Origin of the sequence: Kordiimonas sp. SCSIO 12603, assembly GCF_024398035.1 — a bacterium.
GTDB lineage: Bacteria > Pseudomonadota > Alphaproteobacteria > Sphingomonadales > Kordiimonadaceae > Kordiimonas.
Genome location: NZ_CP073748.1, coordinates 3662455 through 3684847, shown reverse-complemented (window position 1 = coordinate 3684847; position 22393 = coordinate 3662455). Strand labels below are relative to the sequence as shown.

Annotated in this window: 24 protein-coding genes; 9 read left to right on the top strand and 15 right to left on the bottom strand. The window is 46.2% G+C overall.

The genetic code is table 11. The features are described from left to right. Positions 1 to 26: 26 nt before the first annotated feature. Entirely contained in the window at positions 27 to 1859 is a 1833-nt protein-coding gene (locus KFE96_RS17345; protein WP_255833792.1) for a tetratricopeptide repeat protein, read from the bottom strand. 85 nt (positions 1860 to 1944) lie between these two features. Beyond that, positions 1945 to 2520, bottom strand: coding sequence for a TetR/AcrR family transcriptional regulator (locus tag KFE96_RS17340; protein ID WP_255833791.1), 576 nt, complete (start codon positions 2518 to 2520; stop codon positions 1945 to 1947). Between the two features lie 84 nt (positions 2521 to 2604). Between KFE96_RS17340 and KFE96_RS17335 the strand changes: the two genes are divergently transcribed. The 3 genes from KFE96_RS17335 to KFE96_RS17325 all read left to right on the top strand — a co-directional run bounded on the left by KFE96_RS17335 (position 2605) and on the right by KFE96_RS17325 (position 4930). Continuing rightward, positions 2605 to 3081: a DUF2141 domain-containing protein gene (locus KFE96_RS17335; RefSeq protein ID WP_255833790.1), complete on the top strand. Its 477-nt coding sequence runs from the start codon at positions 2605 to 2607 to the stop codon at positions 3079 to 3081. A gap of 18 nt (positions 3082 to 3099) precedes the next feature. After that, positions 3100 to 3975: a sterol desaturase family protein gene (locus tag KFE96_RS17330; protein ID WP_370650605.1), complete on the top strand. Its 876-nt coding sequence runs from the start codon at positions 3100 to 3102 to the stop codon at positions 3973 to 3975. Between the two features lie 61 nt (positions 3976 to 4036). Further along, positions 4037 to 4930: an ABC transporter six-transmembrane domain-containing protein gene (locus KFE96_RS17325; protein ID WP_255833788.1), complete on the top strand. Its 894-nt coding sequence runs from the start codon at positions 4037 to 4039 to the stop codon at positions 4928 to 4930. Here KFE96_RS17325 and KFE96_RS17320 read toward each other — a convergent pair. The 4 genes from KFE96_RS17320 to KFE96_RS17305 form a co-directional block, all read right to left on the bottom strand. After that, on the bottom strand, positions 4918 to 5577 hold the full coding sequence (locus KFE96_RS17320) for a DUF2461 domain-containing protein (RefSeq protein WP_255833787.1): 660 nt from the start codon (positions 5575 to 5577) through the stop codon (positions 4918 to 4920). The two genes, KFE96_RS17325 and KFE96_RS17320, sit on opposite strands and share 13 nt — an antisense overlap. A 10-nt stretch (positions 5578 to 5587) precedes the next feature. Continuing rightward, positions 5588 to 5932, bottom strand: coding sequence for a TfoX/Sxy family protein (locus KFE96_RS17315; protein ID WP_255833786.1), 345 nt, complete (start codon positions 5930 to 5932; stop codon positions 5588 to 5590). Between the two features lie 128 nt (positions 5933 to 6060). Next, positions 6061 to 6945 (bottom strand): hypothetical protein, encoded by an 885-nt coding sequence (locus KFE96_RS17310; RefSeq protein WP_255833785.1) that lies wholly within the window; start codon positions 6943 to 6945, stop codon positions 6061 to 6063. A 1-nt stretch (position 6946) separates the two neighbouring features. Further along, positions 6947 to 7333: a GntR family transcriptional regulator gene (locus tag KFE96_RS17305; protein WP_247017427.1), complete on the bottom strand. Its 387-nt coding sequence runs from the start codon at positions 7331 to 7333 to the stop codon at positions 6947 to 6949. Between the two features lie 147 nt (positions 7334 to 7480). Between KFE96_RS17305 and KFE96_RS17300 the strand changes: the two genes are divergently transcribed. Then, positions 7481 to 7639: a hypothetical protein gene (locus KFE96_RS17300; protein ID WP_255833784.1), complete on the top strand. Its 159-nt coding sequence runs from the start codon at positions 7481 to 7483 to the stop codon at positions 7637 to 7639. Positions 7640 to 7651: 12 nt separating this feature from the next. Here KFE96_RS17300 and KFE96_RS17295 read toward each other — a convergent pair whose 3' ends face one another. The 4 genes from KFE96_RS17295 to KFE96_RS17280 are packed head-to-tail and all read right to left on the bottom strand — an operon-like array spanning position 7652 to position 13409. Next, a complete protein-coding gene (locus KFE96_RS17295) occupies positions 7652 to 9862 on the bottom strand; it encodes a 3-hydroxyacyl-CoA dehydrogenase NAD-binding domain-containing protein (RefSeq protein WP_255833783.1) in 2211 nt (736 codons plus the stop codon). Between the two features lie 32 nt (positions 9863 to 9894). Next, on the bottom strand, positions 9895 to 11100 hold the full coding sequence (locus KFE96_RS17290) for an acetyl-CoA C-acetyltransferase (protein WP_255833782.1): 1206 nt from the start codon (positions 11098 to 11100) through the stop codon (positions 9895 to 9897). Positions 11101 to 11131: 31 nt separating this feature from the next. Then, positions 11132 to 12925 carry an acyl-CoA dehydrogenase C-terminal domain-containing protein gene (locus tag KFE96_RS17285; protein ID WP_255833780.1) on the bottom strand — a complete coding sequence of 598 codons (1794 nt, stop codon included), beginning with the start codon at positions 12923 to 12925 and terminating at the stop codon, positions 11132 to 11134. Positions 12926 to 12962: 37 nt separating this feature from the next. After that, positions 12963 to 13409, bottom strand: coding sequence for a MerR family DNA-binding transcriptional regulator (locus KFE96_RS17280; protein ID WP_247017420.1), 447 nt, complete (start codon positions 13407 to 13409; stop codon positions 12963 to 12965). A 320-nt stretch (positions 13410 to 13729) separates the two neighbouring features. Between KFE96_RS17280 and KFE96_RS17275 the strand changes: the two genes are divergently transcribed. Beyond that, positions 13730 to 14668, top strand: a complete 939-nt coding sequence (locus tag KFE96_RS17275; RefSeq protein ID WP_247017418.1) for a sulfite exporter TauE/SafE family protein — start codon at positions 13730 to 13732, stop codon at positions 14666 to 14668. Further along, positions 14668 to 15426, top strand: coding sequence for a TIGR02186 family protein (locus tag KFE96_RS17270; RefSeq protein ID WP_255833779.1), 759 nt, complete (start codon positions 14668 to 14670; stop codon positions 15424 to 15426). Before KFE96_RS17275 ends, KFE96_RS17270 begins: the two co-directional genes overlap by 1 nt. Before the next feature lie 8 nt (positions 15427 to 15434). On the opposite strand, the gene KFE96_RS17265 is transcribed toward KFE96_RS17270, so the two are convergent. From KFE96_RS17265 to KFE96_RS17245, 5 genes are all read right to left on the bottom strand, one after another. Further along, on the bottom strand, positions 15435 to 15692 hold the full coding sequence (locus KFE96_RS17265; protein WP_255833778.1) for a sulfurtransferase TusA family protein: 258 nt from the start codon (positions 15690 to 15692) through the stop codon (positions 15435 to 15437). Positions 15693 to 15777: 85 nt separating this feature from the next. Then, complete coding sequence (locus KFE96_RS17260) at positions 15778 to 16563, bottom strand: LuxR C-terminal-related transcriptional regulator (RefSeq protein WP_247017412.1); 786 nt, start codon at positions 16561 to 16563, stop codon at positions 15778 to 15780. Between the two features lie 233 nt (positions 16564 to 16796). Continuing rightward, positions 16797 to 17024: a hypothetical protein gene (locus tag KFE96_RS17255; RefSeq protein WP_247017410.1), complete on the bottom strand. Its 228-nt coding sequence runs from the start codon at positions 17022 to 17024 to the stop codon at positions 16797 to 16799. A gap of 156 nt (positions 17025 to 17180) precedes the next feature. Continuing rightward, the gene (gene bioD, locus KFE96_RS17250) at positions 17181 to 17855 is read right to left on the bottom strand and encodes a dethiobiotin synthase (RefSeq protein WP_255833777.1); all 675 of its coding nucleotides are present in this window, start codon (positions 17853 to 17855) and stop codon (positions 17181 to 17183) included. Position 17856: 1 nt separating this feature from the next. Beyond that, positions 17857 to 19035, bottom strand: a complete 1179-nt coding sequence (locus KFE96_RS17245) for an 8-amino-7-oxononanoate synthase (protein ID WP_255833776.1) — start codon at positions 19033 to 19035, stop codon at positions 17857 to 17859. Positions 19036 to 19154: 119 nt separating this feature from the next. Between KFE96_RS17245 and bioB the strand changes: the two genes are divergently transcribed. The 3 genes from bioB to KFE96_RS17230 all read left to right on the top strand — a co-directional run bounded on the left by bioB (position 19155) and on the right by KFE96_RS17230 (position 22372). Next, positions 19155 to 20180, top strand: a complete 1026-nt coding sequence (gene bioB / locus KFE96_RS17240) for a biotin synthase BioB (RefSeq protein WP_370650524.1) — start codon at positions 19155 to 19157, stop codon at positions 20178 to 20180. Continuing rightward, positions 20170 to 21438, top strand: coding sequence for an adenosylmethionine--8-amino-7-oxononanoate transaminase (locus tag KFE96_RS17235; protein ID WP_255833775.1), 1269 nt, complete (start codon positions 20170 to 20172; stop codon positions 21436 to 21438). Before bioB ends, KFE96_RS17235 begins: the two co-directional genes overlap by 11 nt. A 79-nt stretch (positions 21439 to 21517) precedes the next feature. Further along, positions 21518 to 22372, top strand: a complete 855-nt coding sequence (locus KFE96_RS17230) for a peroxiredoxin (protein WP_255833774.1) — start codon at positions 21518 to 21520, stop codon at positions 22370 to 22372. The last annotated feature ends 21 nt before the right edge of the window (positions 22373 to 22393 follow it).

Sequence of the window (22393 nt, the reverse complement as noted above, 5' to 3'; positions counted from 1 at the left end):
TTTGCAGTATAGCTGAAATATGTTTCCTAAATCGGGATAACATCAAAAGGAGCGGTTAAGCGCATGCCTTCGTTTGCGATAGGGTGTGTGCCGTGCCAACAGTATGATGGGAATAATGCCAACAGTCCTGGTTCAGGCTTAACCAAACGCGCTGGACTGATATCTCTCCCAGGCAAAGCGAGACCAGGTACACCAAAATGAAGCCAGCCGTCTGGTTTTTTTGGGTCGTCACTGACTGTGGATTTGTCAAATGCAACATAGAAAGCACTTGATAACCAGCCTGCGGGATGAACGTGGCTTACGTGAAAACCAGTTTTCGTTAGTCGAACTGACCAACTGGAAGAAAATCGAAAAGCGCCTGTGTTTCTTTTTAAGAAGGGGTGCTCACTGTCCGTTGGCAAGGTGTCTATGAAATATTTAACGGTATCATTAAGAGCATGTTTATAAAGTTGAAGAATAGGGTCGTTGTGGTCAAATAACTGACCTACGGTTTGTGTACCGTTCCGTAATGTTTGGTCTATTGGGGCATGCTGTGTTGTGTGTAAGGTTTCCAGATGATTGGTTAAATGTTCTAGGAATTCCTGAATATTTGTATATCCATCCGGAGTGTGGATGGTTCTAACATCAACGAAACGATCATATCCAAAAAGCCAATCAGCTTTTTTATGATCTCCCATCAAATGCCACGCAGTACCGCGAAGGGCCCATAAGTTTTGATCAAACGGGGAGAGTTTTTCCGCGGTATCCAGAACAGAAAGTGCATCGTTTTCTCGGCTTGCGCTAATCATGTATCGCGCGAGAGTAATAGCTATGGTGGGAATATCAGGTGCCAGCTCATGAGCTTTTTCTAACAGTTCTACCGCACTATGAAAGTCGTTTTGTTTGGCTTTAAGCATGCCTGAGCGAACCATCAGGCTTGCATGATTTCCAGTTACTTGCTCAGCTTGTTTTATTGCATTAGCGCAATCTTGGTAGCGCTCCGCTTGCAGGAGGCTATCTATCTGTGCAAGCCGGATAGGTATGGATGTTGGCGCGTGTTGAATACCAATTGAGAAAGATTTGGCAAATTTATCGGTATAACCAAATTCGAAATATAGATTGTTTAACAAGCGGTGAGCTTCGACATGTGTTGGGTCTAGTGTCAACAAGCGCCTGAAAGCGATGTCTGCCTCTTCTGCTTCGCCGATTTGATAATGTAGATTAGCGAGCATAAACCATGCTTCTTTGGATTTGGGCTGAAGCTTGGTTGCTTGAAGAATATAGGATTTTGCTTCTTCAAACCGGCCATTTTCGCGCAGAAGTAAAGCGAACGAATATGTTGCCTGAAAGTAATCAGGGGCTTTGCTCAGGAGCTTTTTATATTTTGTGACTGCAGCTTCTATCTGTCCGGTAAGTGCCAGTGCTTGAGCTTCCAGATAGATAAATTTTATATGATCAGGATGTGTTTTAGCGCCATGCAACGCCTTCTCAAGTGCTGTGTTGGGTTTATCTAGCGCTATAGCAGCTAGTGCGCTGTTATAGAGAGCGTCAAGATGGTTTGGTTGTTGCCTTAAAATCTCATCGTAAATTGCAAGAGCTTCAGGGTGATTGCCCTGTGCATAGTATGTGCTGCCAAGGCTGTTCTGTATAGCTAACGCGTTAGTGCCGTGGCTTATTGCCTTCTGTAGGAGATTGATTGCTTCTTCAAACTGACCCAGATGTTTTAAAATCAATCCTAAAAGATGTAAGCTGTTAGGCTCATTCGGGTACTGCTTAAGGATATTACGAACTAGTTGTTCAGCGTTTTCAGCTTGATTGTTTTGCAAGAGAGTATGAGCTCTCTGCAGTGTGGATTGAATAAGTTGTCCGGCGTTAGTCAATGAAAAGCTCAGATATCTGGGATCCGTGGGATCAGTTTTTTTGGAATATTCAGAAAGTATATATCCAGAGGTTACATTGGCAATGTTATTTCGCTTCTAGAGTTTTCAACAAACGTAAGGCTGCAATTTTTGAAGCAGCTTTCATATTGTCCATGTCATCAAGTACATTGAAGGAAACGGCATTCAGGTAAATCCCTTCTATGCCAGTGCTGATAATATGAAGGTCCTCCTTCGCAACATCAGGATACATGGTAAGGAGAATATGGATTAACTGAGTGTGAAATTTTTGGTTCCACAGCGAGAGTTGTTGTCGAATGTTTTCATGTTCTGCGGCCGCCACCATCAAAGCCTGTGAAACCTGTGCTGTGAGATCACCTTCTTCATAGAATAAATAGTCAATAAATTTCTCAGCAGATGCGCCTTTGAGTGTGGTGGTCAGCAATTGCATGTCAGCATCTGAACGTTCAATATAGCGTGCAATAAGGGCATCGATCAGTTCGTCTCGGTTACCGACATAGTGTCTCAAAAGGCTGCGTCTGAGGCCTGCTTCTTCAGCAATTTTTTCAAGCGTTGAACCTTCCACGCCAAAGCGAGCAACGCATTTTTCAAACGCGTTTAAAATTTCCTCGGTACGTTTTTCCTTCACACTTGGGCGTGCCATATATATCTCCATAAATTGTCAATGTTGACAATTTATTATTCAGTCCCTATTTATTGTCAAAATTGATCATAAATGAAGGATCGTATGATGAATATTAAAAACTTGCTTGTTTCTAGCTTTTTTATCCTGGCAAGTACAACTGCTTGTTCCGCGGAAAGTACAGAAGTAAAATCTACCAAAAAGGAGCAGACAGGAACTTTAACTGTGCATGTAACCAATATCAGGGATGCAAAAGGCCAGTTGATGGTGGCTATTCATGATACCAAACGTGCTTATGATGATAATAATGAGCGCGCAGCATACGCGGCTATCACCATGAAGCTGAAGAGTAAGGCTGCTGGTTTTAGTTTTCATGATTTACCGCAAGGTAACTATGCTGTGGTTTTATTTCATGATGAAAACGCAAATGGGGTTTTCGATATCAGAGGCGACGAACCGCTTGAAGGATATGGTATGTCGGGGGCGAGGCATGCGCTTGATCAGCCATCCTTCCGTAAGGCCAGCGTACCTGTTGGCAATGAAACACGGACGGTGTCTGTAAAAATGCATTATTATAAATAGTAAGAGGAGGCGGATATGATGGAATTTCTGAATACTCCTTTCACTGAAATGGAAATCTATGGTCTTGAGATTGCCATTGATGATTGGTTCTTCCTGTTTGCTATGATTTTTCTCGGCTTTGAAATGCTGCGGCTTTTGGTCAAAAAAGCTCTTACTTGGAATATTATTGGCGATACTGTGGCTAACTTTCTAACGCTTGTTGGTTTTCTTGGGATTGGCTTGGCATTTATCGGTATTTATACATCTGCGTTCTTTATTGCATTTGATTATTTTAGTGTTACGCAGCTACCGATCAATGGATGGACGATATTAGCAGGACTCGTTCTCGCCGATGTTGCTTATTATTGGGAGCACCGTTTTATGCACCGGGTAGGCTTTGGATGGGCCACACATGCGGTTCATCATAGCTCGCCATATTTTAATATTTCGGTGGCGTACCGGTTTGGACCGCTTGATGGCGTAATGCCAATTCTCTTCCATCTGCCATTGGCATTGATGGGCTTTAATCCCTTCTTGATTTTATTTGCTGAAGCTATGGTTCAGCTATATCAAACGGCTCTGCATACAGAAACCATCGGCAAGTTTCCTCGGCCGATTGAATATTTGATGAACACGCCTTCTCATCACCGAGTACATCATGGATCTAACCCACAGTATCTGGATAAAAACTATGGCGGTATTTTCATTATCTGGGACCGTATGTTCGGTACCTTTGAAGAAGAAAAAGAGAAGGTTGTTTACGGCGTGACAGAGCCAATCAACAGCGTAAATCCGTTTGTAGTGTTCTTTTGCGGTTTTACATGGCTCGCTAAACGCATGTGGAACGCGCCTGGTCTCGGCAATAAAATCAAAGCATTTTTCCTACCGCCTGATTGGGAACCTAGGAAAGATTAGAATTCCTTGAAAAGGATATGCAAGCCTTTACATAGGGTACAGGTTTGATGGGGAGGTAGTTTTGGAAAACATTACGCACGGTAAAATTCTAAAGAAATTTAGCGGCAAGATATCCATTACATTCTTAATGTTGGTGCTCGAGAACTTGTTAAGGGTTCTTGAGCCCTTGGCCCTTGGTATGGCAATTAACGGCCTTGTGGAGAAAGAATGGTTGGGGATTTATATATTCCTTGGCGTTGAAGTGGGAATGATCGTGGTTGGCACCCTCCGGCGTTTCTATGATACTCGTGCTTATGGGGCTATTTACCGGGAAATCAGTGAAGATATTTCCGGCGAAGCCATTGAAAACCACGATGATTTGTCTCCTGCCATTGGCCGGGCAGACCTTCTAAAGGAAGTGATTGATTTTTTTGAGAATGAACTGCCGATGGGATTGTCGTCAGTGTTCGCTATCGGCGGCGCACTTATCATGCTCTTTATCATTGCACCTTTAACAGGGACGGTGGCTGTGGGCGCTGCGCTTCTTATTGGTCTGGTTTTTCTCTTGTCTAAGAAGCGTATGATTTCCTTGAATAAACTCATCAACAATGAGCTTGAGGCAAGGGCGCGGGTTTTCATGAGCCGGCAGAAGGAAAAGCTTGAAGGTCATTTCGGAAGCCTTGTTAAACACAGGATTGCTCTTTCTGATCTTGAAGCCAGAAACTTTGGCCTGACCTATATGTTTGTGGTGTTGATGATTGCTTTTTCTCTTTACGATTCCGTACTTCTTATTGGTGCTAATATGGGGGATGTATTCGCCATAATCACCTATGCGTCTCAGTTTGCTGAAGGGGTGATTATTCTTCCCTATATGTACCAGCAGTATATTCGTACACAAGAGATCACGGGGCGCCTTAAAGATGCACCGGCAATAGAGGAGGCTGAAGAGCCTGCGAAAGAAGTTCAAGAACTTTGATAGAAAGATTGCATCCAATCAAAGAAGGGTTTCATCTCCCGGTAGGTTTCAGTGCATAGAGCAGTCAGATCTCCAGATGTAGCTGGTGTGGTATCAGCAAAGTCGCGCCATACCGTTAAACCTTTATAGCGAAGTAGGTAGGCGTTGGGGTGGTCTGCATCAAAACCCCGCGGTATCTTTTTCAGATCTGGTTTACCAATGCGGAAACCATTTTCCTGTAAATCAGCCAGGATATCTGCAAGTTGATCCCCTTTTTTGCTGACAATGGTTTCCCTGAAACTATTCAAGCGGTCTTTTTCAAAACCAAATACACCCGTACCAAGCACCAAATTTTCAGCCTGTAGGCCAAAATACCAGGCGAGGCTTTTCAGCCCTGATGGTACAAAAGAGATATGAAGATGGGTATTATAGGGAGTTTTATCTTTGGAAAATCTCAAGTCCCTATAAATACGGAATATTTTAGCGTTATAGCTTTCGCCAAATGCGTCTTCCAGTTGGTGTTGCATAATGTTTTTAAAGAAATCAGCCGGTTCTTTGTAATCTGCAGTGAAACGAGCCTTATTTTCTGTGAACCAATCTTTGGTATTGTTCGCTTTCAAGTCATTCAGAAATACAATGATTTCTGGGTCAAAATGCCAACCAGCCATGATGTTATCCTTATTTAGGCGGAAGGGTAGAGACAAAGCTTAAAGCAAGTGAAACCCAATCCTGTAATATTTCATCTGCTTCGCAAGTTTCTTCTGCAACAAAAATGAGGCCGCTCATACGCCTGCCACCTTGTTCCATGATAGTTGCCCCTTCTCTTGTTAGGGCTTCGGTTTCATTTTCTTTGCCCACACGAAACATAAAGCGGCCTTCGCCAGATTTAGTGCGGTCAGCTCCACCAATCATATTCCCGTTCATGAGAAAACAAACGCCGCCCATCATGCGTTTTTCAGAGATATCCATAATACCTTCTAGGCATGTTCTGAAACGGTCGGTTAAATATTCATCATAGGCCATGGTTATTCCTTTTCTCAGTAAAGGATAGGGAAGGAGCATGACAGTTTTTGGCAGGAGTGAAAAGGTGTGTATTACGGAGTTAGAAAAGGTGGCCGTAGGGGCAGCCACCAGTTGGAGCTAGGGTATTGTTATTGTTGGGAGCTGGTTTCCCGGTATACCTCATAATCAATGGCTTCAACCTTGTGGGTACGGAATAATAGTTCCATGATGCAGCCAACCAAGACCTGAAAATATATAGTAGTAGCGATAGGGTCGAGAACCTCATGCCCTGATATTTCAATCGCCGTATTGAGCAGTAGAAACAGGTTCATGAAAATCAGAGAATAAACATACATTTTCACTTTGGTTTCAATTGCACCCAGTTGGTCTTTCGTAGCTTGATGAGGGTCTTGCTTTTTGCCGTGTAGAGCTTGCTGTATCGCGAAGATATAGCCGACATGAACAGCGATAAGTATTGTCAGCGAGATATAAACGTTGTCTTGCCATTCTGTAATGGAACCTTCTGATGAAATGAAGAACATAAGCCAACTGATGAAAAGAACCGCTGCGACCAACACCGCTATTGGTGAAACGAAATCAAATAATTTTCTTGGTGCTAGCTCGGCTACTCGCTTGGTGCTTTTGTCGAAATATTGCATTGCTTTAAGTTGCTGGTAGGCGGCTATTTCTGCCCTTATATGCGGGAAAGATTGCACAAACAGATATCCTACTATGATGACTTCTTCACCGCCTGTTGGGCTCGGTGTATATCCTGTGTAGATTGCCCAGATGAGGAGCCCTAGGCCCACCAAAATAGCGATACCATTCATGACTTTGTAAGTGGTTAATCCACTTGTATATGCAGCCTTAGAATCATACCCGAATGAACTGGGATACAGTTTTGGGTAATCCGTAGGCGGATATGTTTCAATTACATACCGAGCACGTTTTATAAATCTCGATGGATAGTAAAAGGAAAGCAGGAATATCTGGCTAAGGAAAGCTAGATACAGAATGAGTGTCGTGATAGCCATGTTACGCCTCTTTTTCTTTGAAGGTTCTATTGTTGATTACATCCCCGAAGGCGATACGGATTTCACTGTCTGTTGCACCTGCTTTTCGGAGTGTCTCTATCGTCTCGCTGAGTTTTTCGAAAACCCATGCATTCAAATCAAAGCTGCAGTTTGCCTTGGCATCAGGATGCACAAAGGTGCCTCTATAGCCCTTGGTTTGAATAACATTGTCGCGCTCGAGCAATTGGTATGCTTTTGCCACTGTTTTATTGTTCACATTCAAGTCGTTGGCGAGCTGCCTGATTGATGGCAACCCATCTCCCGGCTTGATGGAATCCGTCTGCACCGCCTTTTTGATCTGTTCAATCAGTTGGGCGAACATTGGGGTGTTGCTGTCGATGTCTATCATTATTTGCATTTTTATGTTGTTCCATATGTACCGTGTGACTAATGGGTACATACGGAACATGTTAAAAGCAAGAGGTTTTTGAAAAATAGTTACGGCTTAGAAAATTCTCTTGGAATGCGAAGAGGTTAGTTGTCATCAGATAGGGTAATGATTGAGCTGCTCTCTTCCCCTGTATTGGCTCATTCATTAGAATCATCCGGTTTTCTGGTGGTTCATTTCTCTTTAGTCTATGGGCTGGCACTACCCTTTATGGTGCAGGTGCTTCCAATAAAAAAGGCCGCCGAAGCGACCTTTTCTTTTAGCTAATTGGGGAGTGATTTATGCAGCGAGGCGGCCGCGTGTGTCGCCTTTGCTGTAGAAAGTTTCACCTTTTTCAGCCATATCGCGCAGTATTTGCGGTGGTGTGAAGCGCGCGCCGTATGCTTGAGCTAAGCGGTCTGCTTCTGCTACGAATTCAGCAACGCCGTATGTGTCAATAAAGCTGAACGGGCCGCCAGTGAATGGTGCAAAGCCCCAGCCGAAGATCGCACCGATATCACCAGAGGACGCATCAATAAGAACGCCTTCTTCAAAACAGCGAGCTGCTTCAACAGCCTGACGGACCATGAAACGTGATTTCACTTCATCTACAGTTGGCTGCTCGTCTGACAGCGGGAAATGGTCCTGAAGACCAGGCCACAGGTATTTCTTACCACCATCTTCAGGATACACATAGTTACCTTTGCCGTTCTTGCGGCCGAAGCGCTCAAGATCAACAACCATTTTTTCAACGAAACCGTCTGCTGGGCTTTCCACGTATGCGTCACCGAGCGCCTTCTTCGTTGCCATGCCTACTTTGTAGGATAGATCAAGCGCAACCTCATCACCCACAGCAAGTGGGCCAACAGGCATACCAGCCATCTTGCCAGCGTTTTCGATAAGCGCAGGGTTCACACCTTCTTTCACCATCGCGTAACCTTCAGTTACGTATGTACCGAAACAGCGGCTTGTGTAGAAACCACGGCTATCGTTCACAACGATTGGTGTTTTCTTGATCTGGCTTACATAGTCAAGCGCTAGAGCAAGTGTTGCATCGTCAGTTTTCTCACCCATGATGATTTCAACAAGAGGCATCTTGTCTACTGGTGAGAAGAAGTGAATACCGATGAACTGGTGTGGGCGAGAGAAGTTTTTCGCGAGGCCAGTAATTGGCAGTGTGGATGTGTTTGAAGCAAACACAATATCATCACCAATAACGGCTTCTGTTTTCTCTGTTACATCTTTCTTGATGTCTTCCGCTTCAAACACTGCTTCGATGATCAAATCACAGTCTTTAAGGTCAGCATAATCTGATGTTGTTGTGATGCGCTCAAGAAGGGCATCGCCTTTTTCCTGAGAAACCTTACCGCGCTCAACACCCTTTTTCACAAGGTTACGGCTGTAGTCTTTACCTTTTTCAGCAGATGCTTCATCGCGGTCTAACAGCACAACTTCCATGCCTACTTTCGCTGAAACATAAGCAACACCAGCACCCATAAGACCAGCACCAAGCATACCAAGACGTTTCACTTTCTTGCGCTCGATACCTTCAGGACGAAGGGACCCTTTTTCAACAGCTTGCTTGTTAATGAACAGGCTGCGGATCATGTTGCCGGCAACCGGATCAGCAAGAAGGCTCATGAAATATTTGCTTTCAATACGGATCGCTGTATCGAAATCAACAACACCACCTTCAAACAGGCAAGAAAGGATCGCCTGCACAGCAGGATAGTTATGCTGTGTTTGCTTTTGAGCCATAGCGTTCGCGCCAACAAATGTTTGCACGCTGCCTGGATGCATTGCGCCAGAGCCGCCTGGGTATTTAAAGCCTTTCTTATCCCACGGAGCGAGCGCAGAAGGAGATTTTTTAACCCATTCTTTGGCTTTCGTTACCACATCTTCAAGCGGTGCGATTTCTTGAGCAATGCCAAGACCAACAGCCATTTGGCCTTTGAAAGGCTTGCCTGTTGTAATTGCTTGTGCTGCTGCCTGAATACCAATCAGGCGTGGTAGACGCTGGGTACCGCCAGCACCCGGAAGCAGGCCAACTTGAACTTCTGGGAAACCAAGTTGCATGCTAGGCACGTCTGCTAGCACACGGTAGTGACAGCCAAGAACAAGTTCGAAACCACCACCAAGCGCAAGGCCGTTAACAGCAGCTGCAAAAGGCTTTGTGCCTTCTTTTGCTAGAACTTTACGGTTCTTATCACCTGTTTCCATCTTGCGAAGGATTTTATTCAGGCGGAAAGCGCTTTCAAAAGCTTCTTCTGGTGTTGCATCGCCGCCAGCCTGGCCGCCAAGCATGTTAAGGTCGGCACCTGCAAGGAACGCCGGCTTACCAGATGTGATAACCGCACCTTTGATCGCGTCATCAGCAAGAACCTTATCCACACATGTGTCCAGGTCTTCGATAAGCTGTGCGTTGAATACGTTCATGCCCGTGTTTGGCAGATCGATTGTTAGAAGTGCAATGCCGTCGCCATCTACTTCAAAACGAATTGTTTCAGTCATTTTCAAATATCCCCGAAAATATCAGTTGGCGATTAAACGCGTTCGATGATTGTTGCAGTACCCATGCCTGCACCAATACAAAGTGTTGCAAGCGCTGTTTCTTTGTTTGAACGCTCAAGCTCATCAAGAACAGTACCAAGGATCATGGAACCAGTTGCACCAAGTGGGTGACCCATCGCGATAGCTCCACCGTTTACGTTGATGTCACTGTGATCAATATTCAGTGCTTCCATAAAGCGCAGAACAACAGAAGCGAACGCTTCGTTCAGTTCCCAAACATCAATGTCTGATGTGCTCATACCAGCGCGTTTCAGTGCTTTTTCTGCCGCAAAAGATGGGCCAGTAAGCATGATTGTTGGCTCAGAACCAACAGATGCCATAGAACGGATGCGTGCACGTGCCTTAAGGCCAAGCTTTTCGCCCATTTCTTTTGTACCAACGAGGATAGCAGAAGAGCCGTCTACGATACCGGATGAGTTACCAGCATGGTGTACGTGATTGATACGTTCAATTTCCGGGTATTTCTGGATTGCAACGTTATCAAAACCAAATTCACCCATCTGTACGAAAGATGGCTTAAGAGCGCCAAGAGACTGCATTGTTGTTTCAGGGCGCATGAACTCGTCATGGTCCAGCACAGTCATGCCAACCACGTCTTTCACTGGCACGATTGATTTAGCAAAACGGTTATCATCCCAAGATGCTTTCGCACGGTTTTGGGATTCAACAGCGTAAGCATCAACATCATCACGGCTATAGCCGTATTTTGTTGCGATAAGGTCAGCTGAAATACCTTGTGGTACGAAGTAACTGTCGAACGCTACAGATGGGTCCATCGGCCAAGCACCGCCATCAGAGCCCATTGGTACGCGTGACATGCTTTCAACACCGCCGCCGATTGCCATATCTGCTTCACCAGACATAACTTTTGCTGCTGCTACGTTTACAGCTTCAAGGCCGGACGCACAAAAACGGTTCAGCTGGAAGCCGGCAACAGTTTCTGCGTAACCAGCATTGATTGCTGCAACACGTGCGATGTTTGAACCTTGCTCACCAACTGGTGCCACACACCCCATAACCACGTCATCTACAACGGATGTATCAAGATCATTCCGGTCACGAATTGCTTCTAGCGCCTGAGTGGCAAGCTGAACTGGTGTAATTTCGTGGAGCGAGCCATCTTTACGACCGCGTCCGCGCGGTGTTCTGATAGCATCATAAATATAAGCATCAGTCATTCTTAATATCCCTTTCAGTGTGCCAAGCGGCTTAGAAATTTGCTGCGTCAAGCGCCATTACATCTTCTGCACCCGTTTGCAGTTCACCAAGAAGGGCTGCAGTTTCCGGCATGCGGCGGTTCATGTAATAACGGCCTGTGATTAACTTGTTTTCATAGAAGGTAGGGTCACTTGTGCCTGCGTCCAGTTGTTCAGTTGCAATTTTTGCAATTTGTGCCCACTGGAAACCAAGGAGTACGTGACCAAACAGGTGCATATATGGCGTGGAAGCGGCACCTGCATTGTCTGGGTTTGCCATGCCATTTTGCACAAGCCACATTGTTGCTGTTTGAAGATCAGTCAGCGCTTTGCTGAGTGGTTTCACGAAATCAGCAAGCTTTTCATTCTCTTTGTTGGTAGATAGGAACTTGCCTACATAGCTGAAGAAGGCCTGAATGCCGCGACCACCATTTGCGGGAAGTTTACGGCCCACAAGATCAAGCGCCTGAATACCGTTTGCACCTTCGTAAATCTGAGTGATACGTGCATCACGAACAAACTGTTCCATACCCCATTCAGAGATATAACCGTGGCCGCCAAATACTTGCTGAGAGCTAGCGCAATATTCAAAACCGCGGTCTGTGAACACGCCTTTCATCACAGGAGTTAGAAGACCAACGATATCGTCTGCCCACTGACGTTTTTCTTCGTCAGGCTCGTTATGTGATACATCAACAAGCAGAGCACACCATATAGCAGCAGCACGTGCTGCTTCATTGAAAGAGCGGGCGTTCATAAGGTTACGGCGTACATCTGGGTGTACGATAATTGAATCAGCTACTTTTTCCGGCATTTTAGGGCCAGTAAGGGCACGGCCTTGGATACGGTCCTTCGCATATTCAACAGCGTTTTGGTAAGCAACTTCAGAAAGGCCATAACCCTGAACAGCAACACCAATACGCGCAGCGTTCATCATAATGAACATAGAGCGTAGGCCTTTGTGCGGTTCGCCAAGCAAGAAGCCTTTGGCGCCATCATAGTTCATCACACAAGTAGAGTTGCCGTGGATGCCCATTTTTTCTTCGATGGAACCACAAGAGACGCCGTTCTTCTCACCAACGGAGCCGTCTTCATTCAGATTGAATTTCGGCACGATAAAGAGCGAAATACCTTTCACGCCCTTGGGTGCATCTGGCAAGCGTGCGAGAACAAGGTGGATGATGTTATCAGCCATATCGTGATCGCCAGCGGAGATGAAAATCTTTGTGCCGGAGATTGCGTAAGAACCATCATCATTTGGCTCTGCTTTAGTGCGCAGCATACCAAGATCTGTACCACAGTGTGGCTCAGTCAGGTTCATGGTACCTGTCCATTCACCTGAAATCATTTTCGGTAGGTATGTTTGCTTTTGCTCGTCGGTACCATCAATATTGATAGCGGCACGTGCACCAGCTGTAAGGCCCGGGTACATAGCAAACGCCATGTTTGAAGAAACCATCATTTCCTCAAGGCAAAAACCGAGCGTGTGTGGCATGCCTTGGCCGCCAAAGTCTGGGTTTTCTGTAAGGCCAGGCCAGCCACCTTCAGTGTATTTTGCGTATGCTTCCTTGAAGCCTTTCGGTGTTGTTACAGAACCGTCTTCTGCGCGGTGACAGCCTTCCTGATCACCTGAAAGGTTAAGTGGAGCTAGCTCGTTTTCACAAAGCTTCGCACCTTCTTCAAGAATAGCGGAGATTAGATCAGGGGTTGCTTCATCGTAACCCGGAAGGTGGGAATATTGGCTGAGGTTCAGTACCTCGTTCAAAACGAAACTCATGTCCTTTACAGGGGCCTTATAGCTTGGCATGGGTGTTCCTATCTATGTTGAGATCTTATTAATTTGTTTATTCAGGGTTGAAGCTGCTCATGATTTCGCCGGTTGTGGTATCAACCCACTGGCCGGTTTTTTCACAGCGTTTCAAATTGGAAAGCAGATCGCAGAAGCCTTCGAGCTCTACGATGGTTGCGTTAATATCGTCCCGTTGGGCCTTCAAGGCTGTTATCCTTTCGCGGCAACGGTTTTCGGCGACTTCACGTTGGGTTTGGCGGCCATCGCCAATATCATACAAGTCCAACATCTCACCCACCTCGGCAAGGGAGAAACCAACTCGCTTGCCCCGGAGTATCCAGGAAAGACGGGCGCGGTCAGCACCGCTATAGACACGTGTTTGGCCTTGGCGCTGCGGTGCGATAAGCCCTTGCTCTTCATAGTGCCGCAAGGTCCGGGGGGTTATATGGAACTCTGTTGCGAGATCCTGAATTGAATAGGTTCTGTTTTCTTGTTTTGACATGAAACCATCCTTTAATGCTGAACATTAAAATATGTTCCGTTGACGTTAACGTCAAGTATTTCTCAGTCACTTTTATAAAGCACTGGATTCCCGTGGGAATTATGGATTTTAGCCAAAGAGGAATGTTGGGAAATAACGGAAAGTCACCGAATCGTGTGGTTTTCGGGTTTGAATAGATAAAAAAACTTATCTGAATTGCATAAAAGACCTTATGCGGGATTGATCTTAATTCTATTTTTAGCTTAGGGTGTTAAGAATAACTGAATGTCAGGTACCGGACTTCCTTCCGTACTTCATGCTATTTTCAGGGCCGAAACAGTATGCCTCTTTATCTGCCGATTGCCGAACTCTCCATGAACATATTTTTGGTGATTGGAATGGGGGCTGTCGTTGGCTTTCTTTCGGGTATGTTTGGAGTTGGTGGTGGTTTCCTTATGACACCGCTGTTAATTTTCTCTGGCGTGCCGCCTGCTGTTGCTGTGGCAACTGAATCCAATGAAATTACCGCCGCTTCTGTATCGGGTGCGCTGGCGCACTGGCGAAGGCAAGGTGTAGATGTGAAGATGGGGGCTGTCCTTATTGTCGGCGGCGCTATTGGCTCCTTCTTTGGGGCACAGGTCTTTACGTATCTGAAATCACTGGGGCAGGTTGACCTGATGATCGCCCTTGCTTACGTGGTTTTCCTTGGGTCTGTTGGTGGGTTGATGTTCTGGGAAAGTATGCGGGCCATATATCGTCAGTACACAGGATATGTGCCACCAAAGCTTTCTCGGGAAGATCGCCATAAAGCGTGGATACATGCACTGCCATTTAAGATGCGTTTCCGTAAATCTCGCCTTTATATCTCTGCAATCCTGCCACTTGCTATTGGTATGTTAGTTGGTGTTCTTGCGGCGATTATGGGTGTTGGTGGTGGTTTCATCATGGTTCCTGCCATGATTTATATCCTTGGTATGCCGACCAATGTGGTTGTGGGAACATCTCTGTTCCAGATTATTTTTGTTACAGCACTAACCACAATCTTCCATTCAGTGAATACCCAAACGGTGGATATTTTCCTTGCAGTTCTGTTGTTGTTCGGTGCGGTGATTGGCGCACAAGTTGGAGCGCGTGTTGGCCTTAAAATGAAAGGCGAGCAGCTGCGAGCACTTCTTGCTGTTATGGTGCTAGGTGTGTGTATCAAGATGGGCTTTGGTTTGGTGATTGAGCCAGAAGAGCTATACAGTGTTGCAGAAGCAGCAGAACAGGGTGGCCACTAATGCGTCTGCTCGTTCTTATTTACATGCTGTTTGTAACTGTGGTCCTGCCGTCGCCCGTCATGGCTTTGGTAACCGATCTCTCGAACAATAAAATTGAGATACGTTACAGTTTTGATGGTGCACAGTTGATCTTGTTTGGAGCGGTGGGCACATCGCTTAAAGACCCAGACAGCGCGCCGTATGAAGTTGTTGTTGTGGTCCGCGGACCAAATAGCGAAACTGTGGTGCGCAAGAAAGAAAGGGTTGGCGTTATCTGGGTGAATAACCAGAATATCACTTTCCCCTCCGCCCCAGGATACTATGCTGTTGCTGCAACTGCGTCCCTGGATGAAATTGCTCCGGCAGCTGTGTTTGAAAAATACGGTATTGGGTTTGATTATCTGCCGCTTGTTGTGCGCTCAGGTGGTGATGTAGCAGCCCCTGAGCCCGCTTTTAGAGAGGCTCTTTTTCGCCTTCGTGCTGGAGAAGAATTGTTCCGGCAGGAACTTGATAGCGTTACCAAGCTAACGCAGGGGCTTTTCAGAACAGATATTCACTTGCCAGCGAACGTACCCGTTGGTGATTTTATTGTTGAAACGTTTTTGTTTCAGGACGGTAAAATCAAAGATCGTAGTCGTATCAAGTTAGATGTTGGTAAAGAAGGTTTCGAGCGGGCTGCTTATGATTTCGCTCATGGGTCCCCGTTTCTATACGGTTTAACCGCCGTTGTTGTGGCTTTAAGTGCTGGCTGGCTTGCTGGTGTTTTAGGGAAGAAATAATTTCTTCCCTATGTCTCCGCGGGCAGACATTTCTCAATTTCAAAGATATAATTATCGTCTTCTACATATGCCATTAAAAGCTTATGGCCTGCCATGCGGCAGAAAGCGGGCATATCATGCACCGATGCGGGATCAGACGCTGTTACCTGTAAAATTTCACCAACTGTCATATCGTCAAGAAATCTACGTGCACGCAGCACCGGCATAGGGCACATAAGGCCCGTTGCATCTAATTCAACAGCAACTTTGTTTGGATGTTTACTCATTAACCCGGCAATCCTCTCGCTGCCTTTACTACTAAGATAACTTTAAAATTAAATTCTCAATAGCACGTTAATGAATGCAGGTATTTTACCCATCCAGAATACCGTGCCTTAAGGCAGTGGGTAATATCTCGCGTGTTGATGCAACATCAAGCGTTTCTCGAAGTTCCTTTAGATGAAAAGATACAGTGGGAGTTGACATGCCCAGCATTTCGCCGATTTGTGTGTTGGTGTAACCGGCATGTAGCTTTTGCAGAACTTCGTATGGTCTGCCCTTAATGCCAAGTGCTTCGGCATAAACATAGCGCATATGATTTTGGAAAACCGTATGCATGTAAAGTGCAGCAATATGGCATTCATTTACTGCCGACGGTGCGATTTGATTTTCTAAATCTTCTACTTCCATATCACAGAAAAGGCTGACATCTGCATTATTACGACCAAACAAATGTTTGATAGGAATAAGTAAAAAGGAACGAAGGCCATTTTCATGCATATGATCCATGAATTCAAAACGAACGTCATAGAACGGGTCGTTTGGTTCCAGTTTTGTTTTGCCGTGAAAGGATGGTTTCAATGTAGGTGACACAAGATAGTTCCTGGTTGGGTCCAGATTTTTTGCGCGTTTTTTTCGATATCCCTCAATAACAGTTGCATCAATACTGGTAATCCAGCTTTTACCGGCTAAGGACACATGAAGTAGATTAGAACTGCCTTCAATAGTGTGTGAAGGAACTTCTCGGGTGGCGTAGCCGTAGCTATAGGAAGCGTGTGTAAAATTACGCTCTCTAATAAATTCCAGGAATTCTTCCCAGACTTGAAGATTTGACTGGCAAGCCTCCAAGCTTTCAATAAAACTATGAATTAATTGCACTTTCTACAATCTCTATCTGACCCCCATAGTTATATAAATAGCCTTTAGCGCACTATGTTTTCAATAGTGTTTCACCATAATTGTCGAATTTTATGCAGGTGTGGGTAAAATGTTAAAGACCCGCCCCTTGGGTGAAAGGGCGGGCCTTATGACCGGAATTGGGTATGTTCCGGTCACAGACAGGACTTCGGGTGCCGGGTGCTGAGAGATGCCCTGTCTGTATCTGGGTGTTTTTAGTGGATCATTGCAGTATCTGCGTGATGTTCTGGCATAGAGCGCATGATCAAGTGTTCATGAATATTAAGCCAGATATCCAAACCTTTTTCATCACCGAGTGATTTCATTTTTGCCAGAGCATGATCTGCATAGTGCAGTGCCTTTGGACCAAGGTTCTTCAGTAGGTTATCAGCGACGATACCATAGTAGACATTCGGGTCGAAAGGTAATTGCTCTTGTTGCATTGGTTGCTCCATCACAGGGTGATTACGTTTGGAACATTAAGAGCAACTGCTGTGCCAGTTTTGAAATGGTTGGAATACTGGGGTTTTGATCAAGCTCGTATCATGGATGGTGAAAGCTGCCGGGCATATATGGCCCAGCAGGGAAAGGCTTGCCTGCTAGAGATTTAATTGGCTGAGCATGTCAGGGCTTGCACGCCATAGGTCAGGCGTTTTGATACGAGGTAGCGCGATTACCGGAAGATCTGTCCAATGCTTAACCTGCTCAATGGTGGCGATGAAATCCGGGTGGTCGTCTCCGGCTGTCTCGCTGATCACGATGGCTCTTACAGGCAGTTTGCGTGCCTGCATAGCTTCAAGTGTTGCGGTGATATGGGATAAGGTTCCTAGATAGCTACCAGCAACGAGAATGGAATCCAGCTTCAGGTCCGCAATCCAGTTGGCAACGAGTTTATCATCATTAAGCGGTACAAAGCTGCCGCCAACACCTTCTACAAGGGTGAATGGGTTTTCATTTAGTTGTTTCCGGCAAAAAGCAATAAGGGCATCATAATCTAGCGTTTTACCTTCGAGTTTCGCTGCCATGCTTGGTGCTAGTGGCGCTTTATAGCGGAATGGAGAAATGGCATTCCATGTCGCCTCTGTTGGCTCAAGCCCGAGACTTTCAGCAATCACGGCAGTATCCGTATCTGTCATGTCATCTTCGATGCCACTGATAATAGCTTTGATAGCATGCACGGTTTTGCCAGCGGCTTTCAGTTGATGGCAAAGGCTGGCAGTTACAAAGGTTTTGCCAATTTCGGTACCTGTAGAGGTAATGAAAAGACCGTTCATACTATGCTCCATACCCTAAAGCCTTACAGGCCATAATTAAGCCCTCAACGTCTTCGTCTTTATGGCTTGCGGAAAAACTGAAACGCAAACGTGAAGTACCCTCTGGTACGGTAGGTGGACGGAAAGCGATCACTTTATAGCCCTTTTCAGCAAGTTGAGCGGAAGCATCTAGCGCAGCAGTTTCAGCGCCAATCACTAATGGTACGATAGGGGATTGAGGTTCTGGCAAGCCAAGTGCCGCAGCAAATTGCTTTGCAAGCTTAAGCGGGCGCTCCGTGAGCGCTTTGTCATTCTCAATCAGGTCAAGCGCTTTGATGCTGGCACCAAGAGCAGCTGGTGGCAGGCCCGTCGTGTAAATAAATGACCGAGCACGAGTTTTCATCAGGTCGATGACAGGCTTTGATGCGGCCAGATAACCGCCATATGAGCCAGCACCTTTTGATAAGGTGCCCATCTGCAGTGGTACATAACCTTCAGCACCAAGTGCATGGGCTGAACCACGGCCTCCGCCAACAGTACCAAGTGCATGGGCGTCATCATTCATCAACCAGGCATCAAATACCTTGGCCAGCCTGCCTAATTCCAGAAGCGGAGCCAGATCACCGTCCATAGAATAGATACCGTCTACAACGATTAGAACACGTTCATAGTCATGACGGTGCCCGCGGAGCAGTTCTTTCACATATTCAACATCATTATGCCTGAAGAAATGGCAAGTGGCACGTGAGAGCGTGATACCTGCATGAATGCAAGTGTGGACCAGTTCATCCGCAATAATCAGATCTTTGGGGCCAATAAGCGTTGGAATAATGCCAACGTTCGCCATGTAACCAGAGCCAAACACAACGGCATCTTCCGTGCCTTTAATACGGGCTATCGTAGCTTCCAGTTCCGCGTACAGTGGACAGTTGCCTGTAACCAAACGGCTCGCGCCTGTGCCTGCACCGTAGCGGGCACTTGCTTCCTGTGCGGCAGCCACTACATCAGGGTGTGTGGATAAGCCCAGATAATCATTATCTGTAAAACTGATCAGGCGAGGGCCACCGTTAACGGAGAGGGCCATATCCTGTGTGCGGCTTGTGTTCACCAAAGTACGGCGCTGGTTTTTGGCTTCCAACGCTTGAAGCTTGCCGGATGCAAAATCATTCAGGCTGGCGGGTGCTTTGTTTTCTGTGCTCATGCGGGTCAGATAGTGTTTAGATACCCATACGTCAACCAGTGATTTTGCTTGACTTCATGGCTCTATATCGCGACTTTGCCCACAAACAGAGCCTATGCTTTTAAGGAGTGGCTACGAGTATGAACGCCCCGGTTAAAATTGATACAACTGATATGAACCAAGAACCAGAAATCCGTCATGACTGGAGTAAGAAAGAGATCATGGATCTTTTTGCCTTACCTTTCATGGACTTGGTATTTGAAGCACAGCGGGTTCACCGCCTGTACCACAACCCAAATCAGGTTCAGCTATCCCAGCTTATTTCAATTAAAACTGGTGGCTGTGCGGAAGATTGCTCTTATTGTTCCCAGTCAGCTAAATACAAGAAAACTACGGGACTCGACGCTACCAAGCTTATGGAAGTGCAGCGTGTTGTGGATGCTGCCAAGAAAGCAAAAGAAGGCGGTGCGACCCGTTACTGTATGGGAGCGGCGTGGACCAGCCCGAAAGATCGGGATATGGACAGTATCATCGCCATGGTTGAAGGTGTGAAAGACCTTGGTATGGAAACATGCATGACGCTTGGCATGCTAGATGACGAGCAGACACTGCGCCTTAAGAACGCTGGCCTCGACTATTACAACCACAATGTGGATACGTCTGAGGAATATTATAAAGAGATTATCACAACGCGCTCGTATCAGGAGCGTCTGGATACGCTTGAACGTGTACGCAATGCAGGCATGAATGTTTGTTCTGGCGGTATCGTGGGTATGGGCGAGAAGCCGGAAGATCGTGCTGGTATGCTTATGACGCTTGCGAACCTGCCGCATCACCCTGATAGTGTGCCGATTAACATGCTGGTTGCTGTACCGGGCACGCCGATGGAGCACCTTGAACGCCTTGACCCGTTTGAATTCGTGCGCACTATTGCTGTTGCGCGCATTATGATGCCGAAATCGGAAGTACGTCTTTCCGCTGGCCGTCAGGAAATGTCAGAAGAAACACAGGCGTTTTGCTTTATGGCAGGTGCAAGCAGCATCTTCTATGGTGAGCAATTGCTGACAACGGCAAACCCTGAAAATAATAAAGACATGATGCTGTTCAATAAACTTGGTCTGAAGCCGGCTGAAGTGAACGCTAAAAAAGAGTGTCATGCCAAATAACCCAGAATGGTATTCTGAGGGGCTAGGGCATATCTGGCTCCCTTACACCCAAATGAAAACGACACGCCTACCGCTTCCCGTGGAATCTGCGGGTGGTGTGCGCTTGAAGCTTGCGGATGGTCGCGAGCTTATTGACGGTATTTCCAGCTGGTGGGCAGCGTCTCACGGTTATGGTAATGCGCATATCGTTGAAGCGATGAAAGCCCAGCTTGATAAAGCGGCGCATGTGATGTTTGGCGGGTTAGTTAACGAACCTGCCCTTAAGCTTTCAAAACGTCTTGCTGATATGCTTCCTGGTGATCTTAATCGCTGTTTTATTGCAGAATCAGGCTCTGTTTCTGTAGAAGTAGCCATGAAAATGGCAGTGCAGTATTTCCTTAACCGGGGGGAGCGCCGTAGTAAATTTGTGCATTTCCGCGGCACATACCACGGCGATACTCTTGGTACCATGGCAGTGTGTGACCCTGATGAAGGTATGCACAGTCTGTTCTCGGATATCCTTATGGATAATATGCTTACTGATCTGCCTCGCAATGAGACGGAAGCAACTGCGTTTAAAGCATATCTCAAAGAACATGCATCCGACGTTGCTGCTGTGATCACTGAGCCCCTTGTGCAGGGTGCAGGCGGCATGGTGATGCACGGTCCTGAAACGCTTAAGTGGCTCCGCGAAGCATGTGATGAAGCGGGTGTGCTTTTCATTGTGGATGAAATTTTCACTGGTTTTTACCGTACAGGTACCCGTTTTGCTATAGAGCAGGCGGATATTGTGCCGGATATGGTAACGCTCTCCAAGGCACTGTCTGGCGGAGCGTCACCGCTTTCTGTATGTGTGGCGCGAGATGAAATCTTTGATGCTTTCTATGATGATGATCCGATGAAAGCTTTGATGCACGGGCCAACCTATATGGGGCACGCTCTTGGATGTGCAGCCGCGAACGCCTCTCTTGATTTGTTTGAGCAGGAAGACTACGGCGCAAAAGCAAAGCGAATTAACGAGCTTCTTGTTGAGGGGCTTGAGCTTTGCCGTGCACTACCAAACGTGAAAGATGTGCGCACGTTGGGCGCGATTGGTGTGGTGCAGCTTGAGGATGCCTCTAATATTGAAGCGTTGAAGCCGCAGTTTGTTGAAGCTGGTGTCTGGATCAGGCCGTTCCGGGATATTGTCTATCTAACCCCGCCACTGGTGATTAGTGACGATGATCTCATTAAGCTTACAAACACTATTTATCAGGTGTTAAAAGCCAATCAGACATAAATGTGATGATTTATCACTGGTTTAATCGGGCCTTCCAGCTATATCCTCGGTTTATAGGGAATTGCTGGAGGGCTGGTTCGTGCTGAAATCTATATTCATTGTTGCTTATCTTACGATAGCGACTGTTGTATCTATCAGTAGTATTCAACATATTATTTCGGGAAATCAGCTTTATTCTTATTTGGGGGTGCTTTTCACATCTGCACCTATTGCGCTGTTTGTTATGCGCATCATGATTTTGAAAGATAGAGCGCGCACGAGTAATAACCTGAATATTGTTTTGCTGCTGGCAGTCTTCGGCGTGGGGCTTACGCTTTTTAATGGTGTGTTAAAAGGCGATGATATTGAGCCACTTTACTTAGCCACTGGTATGACAGCTTTATTCCTTCTTTATGATCATTGGTATTCAAAGCTGGATCGTAGTTCTTCTAAACTGGTCGTTGGCGAAGAGTTGCCACCCTTCGAACTGAGAACCACAGATGGTGAAGCTGTTACAAGCGAAAGCCTTTCATCTGGTGCGAAAATCTTTGTTTTTTATCGAGGCAATTGGTGTCCACTTTGTGTAGCGCAAGTGAAGGAAATGGTAGCAGGTTACGCGGGCATTAAAGAGGCCGGGGCGACTGTCGCTTTTATCTCTCCGCAACCACAGAAATATAGCCGATCTCTAGCGAAGAAGTTTGGTGTAGATGGAATTGAGTTTTATCAGGATGAAGATAACAAAGCGGCAAAAGCGCTTGGGATTTTCTCCGCTTACGGTACCCCAATGGGTATGCAGGCGATGGGGTATGATAGTGATACGGTAATGCCTACGGTTATCATTACTGACGGAGAAGGTAAAGTGCTCTGGACCCATGAAACGGATAACTATCGTGTGCGACCAGAACCTGAAACCTATATTGAGGTGCTAAAAGAACACGGCATCGCACCAGTATAAAATAACAAAAAAGCCCGGCCA